18 protein-coding genes and 1 tRNA gene are annotated in these 17647 nt (G+C 42.2%); 7 read left to right on the top strand and 12 right to left on the bottom strand.

All coding sequences use genetic code 11. The features are described from left to right. Positions 1–25 precede the first annotated feature (25 nt). Positions 26–1687: a DUF3352 domain-containing protein gene (locus tag ACM0OP_RS11630; RefSeq protein ID WP_414528568.1), complete on the bottom strand. Its 1662-nt coding sequence runs from the start codon at positions 1685–1687 to the stop codon at positions 26–28. A gap of 211 nt (positions 1688–1898) precedes the next feature. Here ACM0OP_RS11630 and ACM0OP_RS11625 point away from each other — a divergent pair, with 211 nt between their 5' ends. The 3 genes from ACM0OP_RS11625 to ACM0OP_RS11615 all read left to right on the top strand — a co-directional run bounded on the left by ACM0OP_RS11625 (position 1899) and on the right by ACM0OP_RS11615 (position 4501). Then, positions 1899–2258 (top strand): rhodanese-like domain-containing protein, encoded by a 360-nt coding sequence (locus ACM0OP_RS11625; RefSeq protein WP_414528567.1) that lies wholly within the window; start codon positions 1899–1901, stop codon positions 2256–2258. 490 nt (positions 2259–2748) lie between these two features. Continuing rightward, entirely contained in the window at positions 2749–3837 is a 1089-nt protein-coding gene (gene hrcA, locus ACM0OP_RS11620; protein WP_414528566.1) for a heat-inducible transcriptional repressor HrcA, read from the top strand. A gap of 10 nt (positions 3838–3847) precedes the next feature. Further along, on the top strand, positions 3848–4501 hold the full coding sequence (locus ACM0OP_RS11615) for a DUF2834 domain-containing protein (protein WP_414528565.1): 654 nt from the start codon (positions 3848–3850) through the stop codon (positions 4499–4501). Positions 4502–4548: 47 nt separating this feature from the next. Here the strand turns inward: ACM0OP_RS11615 and crtW are convergent, their stop codons facing one another. Beyond that, the gene (gene crtW / locus ACM0OP_RS11610) at positions 4549–5337 is read right to left on the bottom strand and encodes a beta-carotene ketolase CrtW (protein ID WP_414528564.1); all 789 of its coding nucleotides are present in this window, start codon (positions 5335–5337) and stop codon (positions 4549–4551) included. Between the two features lie 272 nt (positions 5338–5609). After that, positions 5610–7283 carry a protein kinase domain-containing protein gene (locus ACM0OP_RS11605; protein WP_414528563.1) on the bottom strand — a complete coding sequence of 558 codons (1674 nt, stop codon included), beginning with the start codon at positions 7281–7283 and terminating at the stop codon, positions 5610–5612. Positions 7284–7917: 634 nt separating this feature from the next. Between ACM0OP_RS11605 and ACM0OP_RS11600 the strand changes: the two genes are divergently transcribed. Continuing rightward, complete coding sequence (locus ACM0OP_RS11600) at positions 7918–8934, top strand: ribose-phosphate pyrophosphokinase (RefSeq protein WP_414528562.1); 1017 nt, start codon at positions 7918–7920, stop codon at positions 8932–8934. A gap of 66 nt (positions 8935–9000) precedes the next feature. Here ACM0OP_RS11600 and ACM0OP_RS11595 read toward each other — a convergent pair whose 3' ends face one another. Further along, positions 9001–10176: a CapA family protein gene (locus ACM0OP_RS11595; protein WP_414528561.1), complete on the bottom strand. Its 1176-nt coding sequence runs from the start codon at positions 10174–10176 to the stop codon at positions 9001–9003. 80 nt (positions 10177–10256) lie between these two features. Further along, complete coding sequence (locus ACM0OP_RS11590; RefSeq protein ID WP_414528560.1) at positions 10257–10889, bottom strand: TetR/AcrR family transcriptional regulator; 633 nt, start codon at positions 10887–10889, stop codon at positions 10257–10259. A gap of 113 nt (positions 10890–11002) precedes the next feature. On the opposite strand from ACM0OP_RS11590, the gene ACM0OP_RS11585 reads away from it, so the two are divergent. The 3 genes from ACM0OP_RS11585 to ACM0OP_RS11575 are packed head-to-tail and all read left to right on the top strand — an operon-like array spanning position 11003 to position 12214. Next, on the top strand, positions 11003–11215 hold the full coding sequence (locus tag ACM0OP_RS11585; RefSeq protein ID WP_414528559.1) for a hypothetical protein: 213 nt from the start codon (positions 11003–11005) through the stop codon (positions 11213–11215). Between the two features lie 30 nt (positions 11216–11245). Continuing rightward, positions 11246–11947: a Coq4 family protein gene (locus tag ACM0OP_RS11580; RefSeq protein WP_414528558.1), complete on the top strand. Its 702-nt coding sequence runs from the start codon at positions 11246–11248 to the stop codon at positions 11945–11947. Positions 11948–11959: 12 nt separating this feature from the next. Then, on the top strand, positions 11960–12214 hold the full coding sequence (locus ACM0OP_RS11575) for a hypothetical protein (protein WP_414528556.1): 255 nt from the start codon (positions 11960–11962) through the stop codon (positions 12212–12214). A 5-nt stretch (positions 12215–12219) separates the two neighbouring features. On the opposite strand, the gene ACM0OP_RS11570 is transcribed toward ACM0OP_RS11575, so the two are convergent. The 7 genes from ACM0OP_RS11570 to ACM0OP_RS11540 all read right to left on the bottom strand — a co-directional run bounded on the left by ACM0OP_RS11570 (position 12220) and on the right by ACM0OP_RS11540 (position 17324). Then, positions 12220–12304: transfer RNA gene (locus ACM0OP_RS11570), tRNA-Ser, on the bottom strand. Between the two features lie 218 nt (positions 12305–12522). Beyond that, on the bottom strand, positions 12523–13632 hold the full coding sequence (proB, locus tag ACM0OP_RS11565; protein ID WP_414528555.1) for a glutamate 5-kinase: 1110 nt from the start codon (positions 13630–13632) through the stop codon (positions 12523–12525). A 229-nt stretch (positions 13633–13861) separates the two neighbouring features. Beyond that, complete coding sequence (locus ACM0OP_RS11560; RefSeq protein WP_414528554.1) at positions 13862–14434, bottom strand: YqeG family HAD IIIA-type phosphatase; 573 nt, start codon at positions 14432–14434, stop codon at positions 13862–13864. 23 nt (positions 14435–14457) lie between these two features. After that, positions 14458–15030 carry a DUF3727 domain-containing protein gene (locus tag ACM0OP_RS11555; protein ID WP_414528553.1) on the bottom strand — a complete coding sequence of 191 codons (573 nt, stop codon included), beginning with the start codon at positions 15028–15030 and terminating at the stop codon, positions 14458–14460. A 148-nt stretch (positions 15031–15178) separates the two neighbouring features. Continuing rightward, the gene (gene ruvX, locus ACM0OP_RS11550; protein ID WP_414528552.1) at positions 15179–15646 is read right to left on the bottom strand and encodes a Holliday junction resolvase RuvX; all 468 of its coding nucleotides are present in this window, start codon (positions 15644–15646) and stop codon (positions 15179–15181) included. A 1-nt stretch (position 15647) separates the two neighbouring features. Beyond that, entirely contained in the window at positions 15648–16886 is a 1239-nt protein-coding gene (locus tag ACM0OP_RS11545; RefSeq protein WP_414528551.1) for a GNAT family N-acetyltransferase, read from the bottom strand. A 231-nt stretch (positions 16887–17117) separates the two neighbouring features. Further along, the gene (locus tag ACM0OP_RS11540; RefSeq protein WP_414528550.1) at positions 17118–17324 is read right to left on the bottom strand and encodes a hypothetical protein; all 207 of its coding nucleotides are present in this window, start codon (positions 17322–17324) and stop codon (positions 17118–17120) included. Between the last annotated feature and the right edge of the window lie 323 nt (positions 17325–17647).

Below are 17647 nucleotides of genomic sequence, written 5' to 3'. Positions count from 1 at the left end.
TTTTTGTACCCTCTGGAAAAATTTATTAGTCTAAAAATCGCAATAATACTCCGCCTTTGAGTAATCCTGGCTCGTTACCGTAACTACTAATGGTGAGCGATCGCAAATTTTCAAACAAAGGTTTTCCCAATACTTCCACTAACTTCAAAATCGGCAATTGACGCTCTATCAGAGTTTGGCTTTTTGTCCAATCCACATAGACATACCCCTGATTGGGTTGAGGAATAGCAGCGATACTATCTTTAAAATTGCGATTCCCAATCAAAGAACTCTTTTTAGTAGTAATAACTTGGTTCAAAGTTTCCAAATTCGAGGCAAAAATTTCGTAATTTCCCAAAGTTGTGTGTACTCCCTGAACTTCAGCCTCAATCGCAAATGTGGGAGATTTGTCAGTTTCAGTTTGTCTAGTGACTGCGTTTAACTCTGTCCAAGCGGAGATTTTTTGTTGATTTAAGTTGAAAGAACTAATACTGAGTCCACGGGATGAGGCGATCGCATCTAAACCAGAAATTCCCCCTGAGACATCCTCTAAATTTTCCACAACAAAAACCCAATCACTAACGCTTTTTCCAGCATCAGGTAACACAGCTAAAGCATATTCGCCCTTCACCCAACTAAAAATATCCTCTACCAAATTTATCCCCTGGTTATTTTCCAGTTCTGCTAAAGGTCTTACCACGCTAGCAATGGGATCTGTTCCCGAATTAGAAAACACCGTTTTCCCTTGTGTCCACAGTTTGGCTAAACCACTGTTACCCAAATTATCTAAATCAGCACTGGAAACCACCAAACCAGCCCCATCAGGGATATATGCTAAAGCCCCTACAGTTTTAGTCAGGGGAGGAGAAGCCGGTATAATTTCCCCATCAGTCAAAAAGCTAGTTTCTGCTAACAGTCCCTGGGAGTTCAAAGACAAAGAAATAATTTCGCTTTCAAAGGTGGTTTCTGGTAACTCCAAACCTTGCCATTCTCCCACGGCGGGAAGATTGAGAAAAGCCGTAGCGAAAGCAGATTTCGGTAATTGTTCGGTGGCTTTTTGGTATTGGGAATAACTCGACAAATTCAAATCAGGAGCCTGAACATTATTAATTGCGTCTCGCAGCACCTTTAAATCATTAGCAAATAAGACAAAGCCATCAACCACCGCACCAGCCAAAGACTTTTCCTGTGATGGGGAATTGTCAGAGATTAACTTTATCCCTTCGTACTCCTCAACAGCCAAGTTTCCCCCAGCCAATACCCGGCGAGAAAATAACAAATCTAAAAATTCACGGCTTTTTTCTGGTTTCTGGGTAGCTAAAGCCATGAGATACCCTGGTTGTTGTCCGTTTTCTGCATCTCGGTCAATATCTACAGTCGTCACCGAGAGGGTAATTTCATTTCCTAGCCAGGGTTGAATATCTTGTTTGTAATCTATGCCACTCTGAGCCAATAAACTAGTTTTGAGTTGAGATAATTCTCCATGACGCTCTAAGGACTGCAAGCGGTCAGGATTAGTTAATAATGAAACCGTCACCGGAGCCAGTTTAGAAACGAATATAGCCCCATTGGGTGCAGAAGTAGAAGTGAGCAGGTTAACCGGAGACTTGGCAAAAAACCTGTAAAAACCGATGACTAAAATTAGGAGTGCGATCGCCCCAATTACCAAAAAACGCGAAAATGAACCTTGACTATTGACATTAGACATAGTAAACCAGCAATAAATTTTAACTTTTTCGATTGGTCGGGACTTGTTACCCCTTTCTTTGTTGGGACTGTCTCTTTACCCACACCCTACACCCCGCCCAAAGCCACACAATCGGGAATAACTAATAACTACTCCCGTGGGAATAGATGCTGATGCTAGTAGAGAGATTATCTGTCACCATAAGGGGGATAAGGTTGTTTATAAGAATCTCATGACAGGGAATCCTTCTGGTCAACTCATTACTCAGATTAGTGTAGAGGAACTAGCGCAACGTCTGTCTTCTGGTGATCTAACTATTCAGTTAATAGACGTGCGCGAACCCCAAGAAATAGCAACAGCTAGAATCAAGGGCTTTGTTAATCTCCCCCTGAGCGAATTTGTGGAATGGGGCGATCAAGTCCCCACCATGTTTAATCCCCACGCAGAAACTCTTGTATTATGTCACCACGGTATTCGCTCCGCCCAGATGTGCCAGTGGCTCATGGTTCAAGGGTTTACAAATGTTAAAAATATTACAGGTGGCATTGATGCCTATTCTCTATCAGTTGATACGTCCATTCCCCAATATTAGTTGATCATCCCCTGAAACATGGCATTGCGAAGATAGGGCTGATAGTCTATCCTAGCAATGCTCCTACTTTCCCGGTTCATTCTCCAGGCAATCAACTCTTGAGTTATAGCATCACTAAATTTTGACTCCTGCTGCACATATAGGTAGGGAGTGGGGAGTAGGGAGTAGGGTAAAAGTCTTTCGGTGTCTAACTTTTATGATCAGTTTATTTCCTAACGTCCTTGGCGGTTGCTATATCTGAATCTTACCAAAAAATAAGTATTTAAAAATACAGCTTTGTGATAAGATAGCTGAGAAAATACTGAAAAATCAAATACTTCCTCGTCAGAGTTCAATTTTCCTAAATCGCCATCTCCTAACTCAAATATCAGTGATTGCGACAAACATAACTATTTTGCTAACTTAATTAACTATTATTTCAATCTTTTGCTTTCAAATCCCAAATTTTCTCCCAGCTTAATTAAAATTTGCCTTCAGCAAAACAGACCCTATGGAAGTCCAGTTAACCAACCGACAACAGCATATACTTTGGGCAACAGTTAGACACTATATTGCTACAGCAGAGCCTGTAGGTTCAAAAGCTTTGGTTGATGAATATGACTTGGGTGTGAGTTCAGCCACAATTCGTAATGTGATGGGTGTGTTAGAAAAATCCGGTTTACTTTATCAACCACACACTTCTGCTGGCAGAATACCTTCAGACTCAGGTTATCGGATTTATGTTGACCAGTTAATTACACCATCGCTGCGAGATGCTACCCGAAGGGATGTTTTAGCGAAAGAGGTAGAATTGGCGCTGCAAAATCGTCTCCAGTGGGAAGATTGGAGTTTGGAAGCGGTTTTACAAGGTGCAGCCCAAATTTTAGCCACTGTCAGTGGTTGCATTAGCTTAATTACTATGCCTCAAACCACTATAGCAATTTTGCGACATCTGCAATTAGTGCAAATTGAAGCCAACAAAATTATGCTGATTGTGGTGACGGATGCTTATGAGACTCATTCCAAGTTGATGAATTTGTCGCCAACGGAAGAAGAAAAACTTGATCCAGAGGGAATAGATCATGAATTGCAAATTGTCTCTAACTTTTTGAATAGCCACTTGCGGGGGCGCAGTCTATTGGAATTAGCTACTCTAGATTGGGGGGAATTAGATCAGGAGTTTCAACGCTATGGCGAGTTTTTGAAAGGTTCTATCACAGAATTAACTCGTCGTCCCCTGACAACTACCACCACCCAAATTATGGTTCGGGGTGTAGCGGAGGTTCTCCGTCAGCCAGAATTTTCGGAATTACAGCAAGTACAGACAATTATGCAACTGCTGGAAGAAGAACAAGAACAACTGTGGCGATTAATCTTTGCAGAACCTGAAGAGGTGGGTAAGTCCAGGGTAACGGTTCGCATTGGTACAGAAAACCCCCTAGAACCGATCCGCACCTGCACTTTAATTAGTTCTACTTATCGCCGTGGTTTGCTACCTGTGGGAAGTGTGGGAGTTTTGGGACCGACAAGGTTAGATTATGAAAGTGCGATCGCAGTTGTTGCAGCTGCGGCTGATTATCTTTCAGAAGCTTTTAGTTAATATAAAAATCATGCTCAAAAAAGTCTTTTTCGGGGTGCTGTGGCTAGGATTTATCACCTATGCTTTTGTTTTTGCTCCCCCAGACCAACCCGATACATTGGAGTTAATTCAAAAACTTGTCGGGGGAGAATGGGAGGGAATTAATCCCCTAGTCATATCATTATTCAATATCATGGGCATCTGGCCGATAATTTACAGCGCAGTGTTGTTTATTGATGGTAGGGGACAAAAAATCCCAGCTTGGCCATTTGCTACAGCTGCTTTTGCCCTTGGTGCTTTTGCTTTATTGCCTTATTTAGCATTACGGGAACCAAATCAGGCATTTTCTGGTAAAAAGAATCTCTGGCTAAAATTATTAGATTCTCGGATTACTGGTTTAATTTTGACTATAGGGGCAGTGATTTTTGTGGCATACGGTGTACAAGGAGATTGGGGAAACTTTGTGCAGCAATGGCAAACTAGCCGCTTCATCCATGTGATGAGTTTAGATTTCTGCCTACTTTCTCTGTTATTTCCCACATTATTGGGAGACGACATGGCACGTAGGGAGCAAAAAAATCAGCAATTATTCTGGTTAATAGCCTTTATTCCCTTATTTGGCCCCTTAATTTATTTATCTGTGCGATCGCCAAGCGACCCCAAGGAATCGCCCTTACTTGCGTAGGTGGGAGGTGTGGGGAGTGTGGGGAGAGAACAAATAATACCAATCTCCTATAAACTTGCACTCTCTTCCTTGGCGGTTTTTTGATAAATTTCTGGTAATTGCCACCAAGGAACATGGGGGTATTCATGGTGTTCATGATGATAACCAAAATGGTAACAAGTCATAAATGACCACCAAATTGGTCGGTTAATGGTTTGAGAACGGTGAGAATCTTGATAACCTGCTGCTGGTTCGGTGTGGGGGATAAAAGTCCCAAAATAAAATAATTGTACAGAACTTAAAATTGAAGGAATTACCCAAAAATAGGTGAGATTATCCTCTGGCAGATGTAATAGACTTTTTAAAGCATGATAAATCATCACTAATGTGATAATTTGTCCCCAATTCCAGTAATTCTTCATGAAATATAAATACCAAGCAAAAAAGTTTTTATGTTTGCCATTATGAAAATCTGGATCGGCTTCACTGGCTGGATGGTGGTGATGTAACCAATGCTTTTTTAAAAGTTTGGGATAGGATAAAAGACCATAAAGAAATAGACAGAATGAGCCAATAAAGTGGTTGATTTGGGGATTTTTAGAAAAAACTACCCCATGCATGGCATCATGAGCTGTAATAAATAATCCTGTATATAAGAATGTTTGCCACAATACAATGGGTAATAACATCCACCATTTAAATTCGGATATATCAATATAAAGCAATAAACCCAGGCTAATAGCCCATATAGTAATAATGGCGATCGCTACGAAAATTCCCTTAAACACAAATTGACTTTTTACTGCTGGGGTGGTAAGAATTTTTATCTGAGATGGTGGTGGTTCTAACTGGAACACGCTTTTACTCCGCGTAGGATTCAGGTGAAAATTTGCAAAATCTAGCCATGAAAATACCAAGCACAAGCCAGAATGCATCACGGCTCGTGTTGACACTCCAATAGTATTAATATTCGACAAATATGTTGAAATATTAAAATACTTTACATATTATTACACACATCACCACGGTTTCCATTGAAAAATTGCGTAGTAGGCTGAGTTGATTGTTAAACCTGAGTCACTAATCACACAGCATTCCCGATATGAAATAGGGAATCAGCGTCAGGTTTTTATTGTAATTCTGGGGTTTCCTGACTAGCAGGATCATTTTCCCTGCCAGAATCAGGTTTCAGTATTGGGGATGGGGTAGGGTTAAAAAAGGGTGTTTCTTCTACAGGTGTTTCTTCTACAGGTGTTTCTTCTCCGGGTATTTCTTCCGTAGATGTGGGTACATCTGGATTCTCTAATACCAAATTTAGACTGTAATCACTTGCGGAAATCTGTGGTTCTGGAGTTAACTGAATCATATATATGCCAGTATTTGGCAATATTCCTGTATATACTGTTACTACACTATTGTCAATCTCAATGGATTCTTGATTTTCATCTAAGACGGTCAATAAAATTCCACTTCCTGGTTCCATTAATACCGTTAACTTGTCTCCTGCTTCCCCGGAAAATCTATACTGAATGATTTGATTTGCTTGAATAGTGTCTTCAACAGTGCGAATTTCAGATGGTCTTAAGTTCAGACGGTTACGCACAATCACAGGTTCAAGATTTTCTGGTGTGGGTTCCAATGTGGGTTCCGGTGTGGGTTCCGGTGTAACTGTTTCCTCCCCAGTCACAATTGGTGAGGGAAAAGATTGTGGTGGAATTACTTGTGGTGATTCCATAGGCTGGGTGCGGATTAAACTGACTAATAGCCAAGAACCAACACCCGCTAAAATTATGACTCCAGCACTAATGGCTCCTAATGCGAAGGGATTATCTAAAATAGAGTGCGGCTGACTGCGTGAAATTACTGGCTGAGGTTTAGCAGATGAAACTGGGCTGGCGACTGGTTCTGGGGGATGACTGATAGCGATGGTTTGCAGTTGGGATACTTCTGGAGTGGGAATACTGGGTTTTTCTAGCTTTTCTAAGGCTTGGATGACATCAGCTGCATTGCTAAAGCGATCGCCTGCAATTCGCTGTAACATCTGATTAATAACTTGGGCAAATCCTGGATTTACCTGTACCCACTTTTGCCAATTCCAAGTCAGTTGAGATTGATCAAATAAATCACTTGGTTCCTTACCAGTCAACAAAACTATAGCTGTCACAGCTAAAGCATACAAATCACTATGAGGGTAAGCTAACCCTGATTCTATCTGTTCACTGGGAGCAAAGCCTAAATTACCGACGCTGGTAACTGGGGTTGTGCTATCTGGAGACTGTAACCGGGTTGTGAGTTCTTGGATAATGGCGAAGTTAATTAATACTGGTAGGCGATCGCCATCTGGCAAAATAATATTATCCGGTGAAATCTGCCGGTGAATAATCCCTTGACCATGAATATGGTCTAAAACTGGCAGCACAGAGCGAATTAACTGCAATATTTCCGCCTCAGTAAAAGTTTCACCAGTCTCCAAGCGCTGACTCAGCAAAGTCCGGTAACTTTTACCTGCAATATAATCCTCCACTAAAAATAACCGTTGCTTTTCCTGAAACCTTTCCCGAAATTCCGGTACTTGTGGATGGTCAATTTTATATAAAATAGCGGCCTCTTGCTGGAAAACTTCTTGTGCTTTTTCCCAACCATCAGCCCCCGTGACTGAAATCAATTCTTTAATGGTGCAAAGTTCGTTAAACCTTCCCTGATCTTCTGCCAAATAGCTGTTGCTAAATTCCCCTTCTGAGAGAGTTTGGATAATCCGATAACGATTTTGCAGGATAGAACCAACTGTAATAGGTGCTTGCATGATTAATTAAAGTAATAGCAGCGAGGAAAGAAGCAACTGACCAAGATCAGTCCCAGACGGGCGGTGATCAATTCCGTGGTAGTACCTACCAACTAAGCCTTTAAAGACTTATTTAACTCTATTTTTCCCGGTTTTATCCGTAAAAATAGCTGAGGAGTGGGTTAAAACCCTGTTTATGTCTAAGTTTTATGATCCATTCATGTCCTAACGGACTTAGCGGTTGCGATCAATTTGCCACCTCCCAGAATTTTGGGGGAGATTTATGATCAAAAATCTAGTCTGCGATCGCAATCCTCAATCATTCATAATCCAGAAAAGGGCTGAAAAGCTGATAAATGAGTGGTTATCGTCTCCGTATTTTCTCACGCTTCAATTAGGATTGCGATAGTTTATAATTTTTTAGGAGAATCATAGAGTATTAAGGCAAAATTCAAATTTTATTGATAAATCTATCTAGCAGTCTTGCTATTTTCTTTTTCCCAAGAATAGTTTGTTCACCAAAAGCACTACAATATAAGTTAGAAATAATTATATTGACAAATGTTTAAATTTTTATGAAAGCTTTCAAAAAACATCTGTAAGTTTTTTAGGCTATTCCGGTTAAATCTACTAAATATCTAATGATAATATTGCCATGAATGCACATCGAGGATCTGCTGTGCTGAGTTCTGCAAATTTAAAGGTAAAACCAGCAGCCACAGGATTGACTGAAAATCATCGCCTGCGGCTATTTTCCGGTTCTGCCAATGTCCCACTGTCTCAAGAAGTCGCCCGTTATCTGGGGATGGACTTGGGGCCAATGATTCGTAAACGGTTCGCGGATGGCGAACTGTACGTTCAAATCCAAGAATCAATTCGGGGTTGTGATGTTTATCTAATCCAGCCCACTTGTCAACCTGTGAATGACAACTTGATGGAATTACTGATTATGGTTGATGCTTGTCGTCGCGCCTCTGCACGACAGATAACCGCAGTAGTTCCCTATTATGGTTACGCTCGTGCTGACCGTAAAACCGCAGGAAGAGAGTCAATTACTGCCAAATTAGTGGCTAACCTGATTACTAAAGCAGGAGCTAGTCGTGTTTTGGCGATGGATTTGCACTCGGCGCAAATTCAAGGCTATTTTGATATCCCTTTTGATCATGTTTACGGTTCACCAGTAATTTTTGATTATCTGGTTAGTAAACAATTGTCTGATATTGTGGTTGTTTCTCCTGATGTCGGCGGTGTAGCTAGAGCTAGAGCATTTGCGAAAAAGCTGAATGATGCACCTTTGGCAATTATCGATAAACGTCGTCAGGCTCATAATGTCGCTGAAGTGATGAATGTCATCGGTGATGTTAAGGGCAAAACAGCCATTCTGGTGGATGATATGATCGATACTGGTGGCACAATTAGCGAGGGCGCACGGTTGCTGCGTAAAGAAGGCGCAAGTCAAGTATACGCCTGTGCCACTCACGCTGTATTTTCACCCCCGGCAAAGGATCGTTTGTCCGGTGGCTTGTTTGAGGAAGTCATTGTTACTAATACAATTCCCATAGCCGAAAGTAATCGCTTTCCAGAATTAGTGGTGCTTTCTGTAGCTAATGTTTTAGGGGAAACTATCTGGCGTATTCATGAAGATACTTCAGTAAGTAGTATGTTCCGCTAAAAAAAAGATAGGTCATAATCTTAAAAATCCCCACCAAAGTCTCCGGTGGGGTAATTTTTTTGGGGATTAATTGTTGGAATCAGCTTTTACCAAGACAATTTCACCCTGCTGGTTAAATTCTATTGGCCCCAGAAGATGATCATTTTTATTCAAATAGCGCAATAATCCCACAGTCCGAAAATACTGGTCAATTTCTGGGATTCCTTGATTATTTATATGTATTGGGATAATGCGACCGCCAACTAATTCTCCCTGGGAATTTAGTTTTACTTCTAAAATCATGGAGTATGCAGTCTGAGCTTTTGTAGATAAAGTCCGATATCCAATAAAGTTACCCAAGGAATAAGCTATCAATTTACCCTGATACATTTCCATTGCTCTGGGAACATGAGGGCCATGTCCTACCACTAAGTCGGCTCCTGCATCTATGACTTTCCTGGCAAACTGGATAGAATTACCTCGATTTTCGCTATAGAAAAACTCGGTTTGATTTCTCACGTGTAAGGCGGCGGTTCCTTCGGCTCCAGCGTGCATGGAGACAATTACAATGTCAGCATTTTTTTTCGCTTCAGTTACCAGTGCTTGGGCTGCTGCTAAATCATGAATAGAATTATACATCCCATAAGGAGCAAATCCGATCATGGCGATCGCCATATTATTGGCTTCTAAATAGAGAATTTGATCTTTATGACCTAATGTTTTAATCCCCACATCAGTCAGATTTTTCACTGTATCTGCAAAACCCACAGGCCCAAAGTCCATTGCATGGTTATTTGCTATATGAAAGACATTAAACCCTACCTCAGCAAATAAACTGGTATAGCTAGGTGGAGAACGAAAAGCAAAAACTTGTCCGCGACTAATATTTTTTGGTGTGTGGGGATGGTTGGTAAAGGTGCTTTCTAAATTACCCATCACAATATCAGCACCTTGTAAATATCCCCTCACAGACTTTGGTAACAATTTATCTGGAGATGTGGGCAATCGATAATCAGGGAAGTTGGTTCCGGGGATAATATCACCAACAGCTTTGATAGTCACTGTATCTAAAACAGTTTTCTTTGTTTCTGGCAGAGGTTCTGATTCCGCGACAAGATAGAACTCTGTTTCAGTCTCTATATTACTCGCTTCTGATACTTGCCATTGTCCCTGGCGAATGAAAAATCCCATCCCAATACCGATACAAAAACAGCCACTAATAAAACTCAGTGACAGTAATTGCACTAATCTTTGATTCGCCATTGTTTACTCCACACACAATGGCATTAGTTTAGCCCAAATCTCAGTATTTCAGTATATATCTCGTATTTACAGAAACAAATTTAACGAAAATAACTTTGTAGGTAGCTTAAGGTTAACTGTTTCGTTTCTGCTACTAGGCGCTGGCGAAATACTTCCTCTTGACTCAGGGATAGCCACAGCAACGTCCCAATCGCTTTTACCAACACAAAGGCGATCGCTTGATAATCCCCTGGTGCTAATCTTGGATTCCGTAGAGCTAAAGATTTTGCCAAATCTTGAATTAGTTGAGCATCAGCAGCCTCTTCGATTTCCTGCAATTCCGGTATCGTCCCCTGAACCTCCATGAAAATGGCGTGGTAGCCAGGATTTTCCCGAAAAAATTGATCTGTCCCATCAATCAACCGCTCCACATAAGTCGATAAGAGGAGCGTTGCTAGTTTCATTTCATCAATGGCTGCTAAATGTTGACGCAGCATTTCCCCATAGCGTCGGGCTAAGGCTTGCAAAATCGCTGCCTTGTCTGGAAAAAACTGATACAGCGACCCGATGGACACATGAGCGCGAGTGGCGATCGCATTTGTGGTAGTAGCACTGTAACCTTGGGCGACAAACATTTGCTCGGCTACATCCAAGATTTGATTCACCCGTTCCTGACTTCGGGCTTGCTTGGGCTGGCGGCGCATTTTAGGGGATTTGGTTGATTCTTCAGACATAAGTAGGTAGGCACAAAAGTGAGTATCCCTCATATTATTCTTGACAAAACATGAGTAAAACTCATATTATCTAAAAGTGAGCATTACTCATAATATTAACTGACTTAACCCAGATGAAGACTCCTGATTTAATTAGGGTTTGCCGCTTCGGACGGCGCTTCCTGTGGTGCAAATCTACGCCGTGGATAACGTTGGCGATCGCCCCATTTAATTTGATGATCTCATCCGGTCGTCAACGCACCTATGAACAAATCCGCTACTTGAAAGCAATTAGCAAAATTGATTTTGCAGGTTTTTATGAACTGCTAAATAGTTGTCTCTATTGATGTTTTTTCGTTCTTTTAAAGGTATTTATCATGCAATTGATGGATTTGTTGAAAACCAATCAAGCCGTGAACGCTCAAATACAACAGCAAAATCACGATCAAATGTTGTTGATTTTGAAGCCATTCTTTTCCATGTTGACGGAGGATGATAGCCTAAAGCCAGTGTTGGAAATGAGTAATTCTTTGATAGAAACCCCTGCCTTTGAGTTGGCAGCGCAACACTTAAAACGCGAGCCGGCTGGCGCGGAACTGATTAGCGATCGCTATATTCCCTCAGCCCATGACTTAGAAAAATTACTCACCTATCCACAGGATTCATTGGGCTATATCTACGCGGCTACCATCAAGAAAAAGGGCTTCGACCCTAATCTTCATGCGGGAATGAGAGCGCAATCCGATGCACACTATGTGGAACTACGCTTGAGTCAAACCCATGATATTTGGCATATTGTCACTGGGTTTGATACATCCGAAATTGGTGAAATTGGTTTGCAGATGTTTCATCTGCCTCAGTTTCCCTATCCTTTGGCGACAATGTTAGTGGCAAATAGCTTGATGTCTACCACATTGCTAGCACCGGAAGAGTTGCCTAAATTGCTAGAGGCGATCGCCTTGGGATGGCAAATGGGTAAAACCAGCAAACCATTATTTGCTCAAAAGTGGGAAGAAGACTGGGAAAAACCCCTAACCCAATGGCAAGCAGAGTTGAACATCCAGCCGATTCAGAATTAGGCGGACGAGTAGATGGGCGGGCCACTAAAACAGCATCGCGCATTATCCCATTACCTGAAAAAAACAATGCTGCGATCGCCTTTGCAACTATCTAACTTTCGCTGGCTCTGGTTCGGACAAACCTTCATTTTTTCTGCGTCTCAATTCTGGTTTGTGGCATTAACTTGGCTAGTTTTACAAAAAACAGGCTCAGGGATTACCTTGGGTACTGTGTTAATGGCAACAGCAATTCCCCGTGGTTTGTTGATTCTGTTACCTGATAACTGATAAAACGGAGAGGGGGGGATTCGAACCCCCGTTGAGTTTCCCCAAAACGCATTTCGAGTGCGTCACCATCAACCACTCGGACACCTCTCCAGATATGTATTCAATTTTCGGTAAATGCCAATACTTTGGCAGAAACTCGATTATAGTCAGATCCTATTATATAGTAATCCGCTTTGGTTTTTCAACTTACTTGCGTAGGTGGGGAGTGGGGAGTGGGGAGTGGGAAACAGCTTTTTCAGTTGTAAGCGCAAAGCCCAGGCTACGCCAACAGAAATCAAATAGGAGTCCTATAGCATCGTAAGTGATGATTAAGTGAGAACTAAATTATCCCGATGAATCACAGTTTCTGCACCTACATAGCCCAAAATAGTGAGAATTTCTTTAGAATGACAGCCCCGAATTTTTTGTAGTTCCTCACTGCTGTAGTTTACCAGTCCTCTAGCAATTTCGTTTCCCTGGTTATCGCACAACTGCACCGCTTCTTGAGCGTCAAATTCTCCTGACACTGATTTAATCCCAGCAGCTAATAATGATTTTCCGGCCTGGGAAATAGCGGCGATCGCCCCACCATCCAAGTATAATTTTCCTGTAGGTACTAAGCCATAAGCTATCCAACGTTTACGGGCTGAAGTGGGTTCTGGCTGTGGCTGAAAGTGAGTCCCCAGGGGTTCCCCTTGGAGAATTTTCTCAATATTGTGAGGAAATCTACCTTGAGTAATGACAGTGCGAACTCCGGCCGCAATGGCAATTCTGGCGGCGGAAATTTTAGTAGCCATTCCCCCAGTACCCCATTGAGAGCCTTGAGAGCCGGTTTGCACCTGTAATTCTGCCAATTCTTTGAGGCTAGTTACTAAAGATATCGGCTGTGCATCGGCTACAGAACGGGGATCGGCGGAATATAACTTATCTACATCGGTGAGGATAAATAACCAATCTGCTTCCACTAAACTCGCCACCAAAGCAGAAAGGGTGTCATTATCCCCAAATTTCAGTTCGTCCACTGCGACGGTATCATTTTCATTGACTACAGGAATTACACCCAGTGCTAGTAGTTCCTGAAAAGTGTTGTAAGCATTGAGATAGCGGCTACGCTGTACCAAGTCGCTACGTGTGAGTAATACTTGAGCAATGGGCTGATTTAAGGTGCTAAATAAATCATCATATATCCGCATTAACCGTCCTTGTCCTACTGCGGCTACTGCTTGTTTGAGGGCGATCGCCTTCGGACGTTCCGTTAAACCCAACCGCGCACAACCCACACCCACCGCACCGGAAGAAACTAAAATCACTCGATGTCCTTGCTGCCTTAAATTACACAGTGTTTCTGCTAAGGTGGCAATGGTGGAAAGTGCTAGCTGTGCGGTTTCTGGTTGAGTAAGGCTAGAAGTGCCGATTTTGACAACAATTGTCTTAGTCATTGCATAGGATTAAAAGGGAACAGGAAACATTTCAACAACTGTTACACTAAGCTTCTCAAACTTGGGGTTCCTGTGGCTAAAATTTTTAAAGCGCCGCTCCTTCTATAAGTGAAGGCCGACGCTTTAAGGGTTTATTTTTGTCTATTATACGCTAGGGTCTTTATATTACTGACCCCATGTTATTAATACTCATGATCCCCGATGTTGGAATTTGGTTGACATTTCTTAATCATTTTTTAAGATTTATTTTTCCATCAATTGTTTGACTTTTGTAAATTTTTGTGGACTTGGGAGTAATGGACGCTCCCAATAATTCTGAGAACCACACTTCAAAATTGCGGATGGGATGAGAGCGTAAGGCTGCATCAGCATGGACAATTGGTTCTACTAAAACCGTAAACATTCCTAGACGATTACCAGCGATTACATCTGTAAATAAGCGATCGCCTACCATTCCCACTTGCTGTGCTGGTAAATTCATCCCCGTGAGTGCAGCTCTAATTTTCCGGCGTGATGGCTTGGCTGCACCCAGGTAATAGGGCAAATCGAGCGATCGCGCAATCCCACCAATGCGTGCCTCACTGAGATTATTACTCACCAAACACAACTCTGTACAAGTCCGGACTTCCTTTACCCATGCTTGTAGTTCCGGTGAAGCCGTCTCAGACGTAAACGGTACTAAAGTCTCATCCACATCTAACACCAACCCCTTCAGCCCAGACTGTTGAATAATTGCGGGTGTGAGATTTAATACAGAACCTTCTAAAATCAAATCCGGCTGTAAAAGTTTATTCCAGATCATTTAAACCACTGAACAGTGAACAGTTAATCAACTTCGTTAAAGAGATACTCCTCTAACATAGGTTGTAGCTTTTTAATTTCTTCTGGGGAAAGTAATTCAGCTTGACCTGTAGTAGAAATCCGGGCAAAAAACAGCAGAGGATCGAGTGGTGTATAAATTGCGTACTCTTCCTCTTCATAATAGAAATTAGCCAGTAGCTGTAATTGTTCTGGCTCTAAATCCGCCTCTTCATCTTCGATTTCTAAGGTGAAAATATCTGACTCATCCACTGGTGGTAAATCACCCGCCACAGTCAAAGCATAAGCAGTATGCTTAACTATCAAATTTTGTTCAGCTAAGACAGCTTGAGCAGTGGCAAAAATTTGGTTAATTACAGCATCATCTTCCACCAAAACAGCTTCCTCTTCATCATCTTCACCTTGCCAGGCGAAAATTTCTATAGGTGAGTCTACAGGAAGCAGTAAAACATATTCTTGTTCATCTACCGAAAACGAACGTTCAACATAACATTCGAGAGTCCGCCCTGCGTCATCGCTGAGGGTGATGGAACTTGCATGAGCATGATCATTTTCTTCAGGAAACGGAGAGGAAAACATAGCCGAGGTGTAAGAAATTATAATATACCAGCAGATGTACAAACTTCTTTACCATTTAATGACTGATTAAGTCAAAAAAATAGCTTCAGAACTAAATACAAGTTTCACTGACCCAATTCAGAATATCATGTCAAAAGCATCAATAGTCTCAGGCTAACACTGATTTAGATAAGTTAGCCCGCCTAGTATCCAGCCATTGTTGCAAAATTATCGAGGCTGCTTTCCGGTCAATTAAACCCTTATGGCGTGATGGAGAGCGATTTTCTGCAATTAACAGTTGCTCTGCTTGAAAAGAAGTTAATCGCTCATCTACATATTCCACAGGTAATTCCAGAGCTTTCGCCAACTTTTTCGCAAATTTTTGGACTTGTCGAGCCTGGAATCCGACGGTACCATCCATCGAGTAAGGCAAACCCATAACCAGAACTTGCACCTGACGCTCATCCACTAAATTGCGGATTTGCTCCACATCTCTGGCAAAAGATGTCCGCTCAATAGTGGTGAGTCCCGTAGCAATCAAACCCGTCCCATCACACCCCGCTACGCCTATCCGCTTGCGACCGAAATCTAATCCCAGTGCTGAAATTGACGGTTGTGGCTGTTTTGGGGATGTCAAACTAATTCTCCTGTGTTGTATCTGTTGATTCAGGCATAGGCAATGGCTCTATATTGAGATTTTCGCATTTAAAGGTGACAGGTTCTGATTTAGTTAGCGCTGATCTGTCTGAAGGGGTTTGCTGACTTGGTTTAACCCACGACATCCCACCGGGGATTGGTTTACGAACTGGTTGCAAACCTTGCAGCACACCAGTCCACTGAATACCTTCTAAGGAGACAAATTTAGATTCCCGTAGTTTATGCCAAACCGAGCGAGACATCACCAGGGTATGTTCTATCCGTTTTGCGCCAATCCGCTCTAAATACTCTTCTCGTTCTGCTTGGTAATCTGAGGATGCAAGTTGTAAACATTGCTGAGGGAAATCTTGGGTAATCCGCGCTAGTTGGGAAAGCAACTCTGGATAGAGCCATGTATAAGCAGGGTGGACTGTCAGCGTGGCGACGTGAGGATTTTTACCTTTGCGGTCAAGTTTGACTTGGAAATAGCCGATGGCTGCTTTACGTTGGGGTTCAAATACATAGCCACTTACTACTTCGGTTTTGGTTAACCATTGTTTCACAGCATCAGTTAATACCCCAAACAAACTGGTTTTGAAGTCACGAATATTGCGATCAAAAACTTGACGCACTAAAGGAGGCATTGATGCTGTATCTAGCTGATAGAGTAATTGAGCATCAGCATTACTTACAGGCAGAAGGTTGGGTAAATCAGGCTCGGCTTGTGCCAATTCCGCCAGTAATGCTGGTTCAATTTCCCAGTAGGTCATTTCTGCTAGACGCTGAAATCCATTTTGGCGATACAGTGCTAGCGCGTCTTTATCATTAACACTGACTTCTAATAGCCACGTCCGAGCTTCTAAAATTGATTCAAAGCAGTGGCGCAAGAGTTGTGAACCCACAGCTTGCTTTTCCACTGATTTCGCCAGCATGACCTGATCAATCCGCCATGTGCTGCGTGTGCGGTTAAAAGGGGAAACTTGAATGATTCCTAAAAGCGATCGCCCCTGCTCGGCGACGTAGGCACAGAAACGATACTTGAGGGGGTTAGGAAACCAACTCAAAAATTTCAAAAATCCATACCAACGCCGTAACCATTGCATCTGGCTAATGGCTAGTTCCACTTCTTGGGGTGTCAGGGTAGCAAATGAGTCTTGAGTTATTTGTTCAATTCCGTCCAGATCCCGGTATTGGGCTGGCCGGATGACAACACTGAGGTTGCGAGGGAGTAATGAAGTCATATTAATTCCAGCTATGATTTAGCCTTAACTTACGGGGACAGGGGAAGTGTTGCAATAATCTTAACGGCTTTCTGCTCCTGGGTATTGCTCCCAAAGGGTGATTATGGTAACCAGATACTCAAATATTATTTTGAATAAACTAAAAAAAGCAGACCTGATGATCACCACTTTGGTGTTGACGCAACATATCTGCTTTCATTTTATGAGAATTTTAATGAAAATTTGTAGATATTACACCCCTTGTCGGGAAATTATTTTCTCAAAATTGGCTTGAGTCTGGTGTAGCAGTTGCTCTCGGCTATCTTCAAATACCAGTGTATGCTTGAGGGTGGGAACCAGGTTGCGGGCTTGTAGAGTCATGTGAAGTTGTAGGTGGGCAACATATTCGCTGAAGTCTTCATTTCCTACAGAGAGTGCCGGTGAAATATTTGATTCCATTACTGTTGTGTTCTCCTTATCTTCCAATACTCTGTCCTCACATCACTCAGAAGTTATCACATTGTTTTGCTTAACTTTTTAATTCGCAATGAAGTGTAATGTTTTGCATCAATGGATTGTATAAAATTGCTTTAGTAGGTGTGATCGCCTAGAGGACGTTTGGAAAGTGTGTTGTTTTACCCCTCCCCTTGCACTACGCCGAAGGCGCATCCCCGAAGGGGTTTAGGAGCGGGAACTGGATTTTCTTGTTTTCCCCCCAGTTGCTCATGCTACGGTGTACACACAAGTAGGCCTAGAGCGAGTTTCCAACCAAAAAAGGTGGA

The organism is Nodularia chucula CCY0103 (assembly GCF_963923915.1).
Taxonomy (GTDB): domain Bacteria; phylum Cyanobacteriota; class Cyanobacteriia; order Cyanobacteriales; family Nostocaceae; genus Nodularia; species Nodularia chucula.
This window is presented reverse-complemented; position numbering and strand designations above follow the sequence as displayed.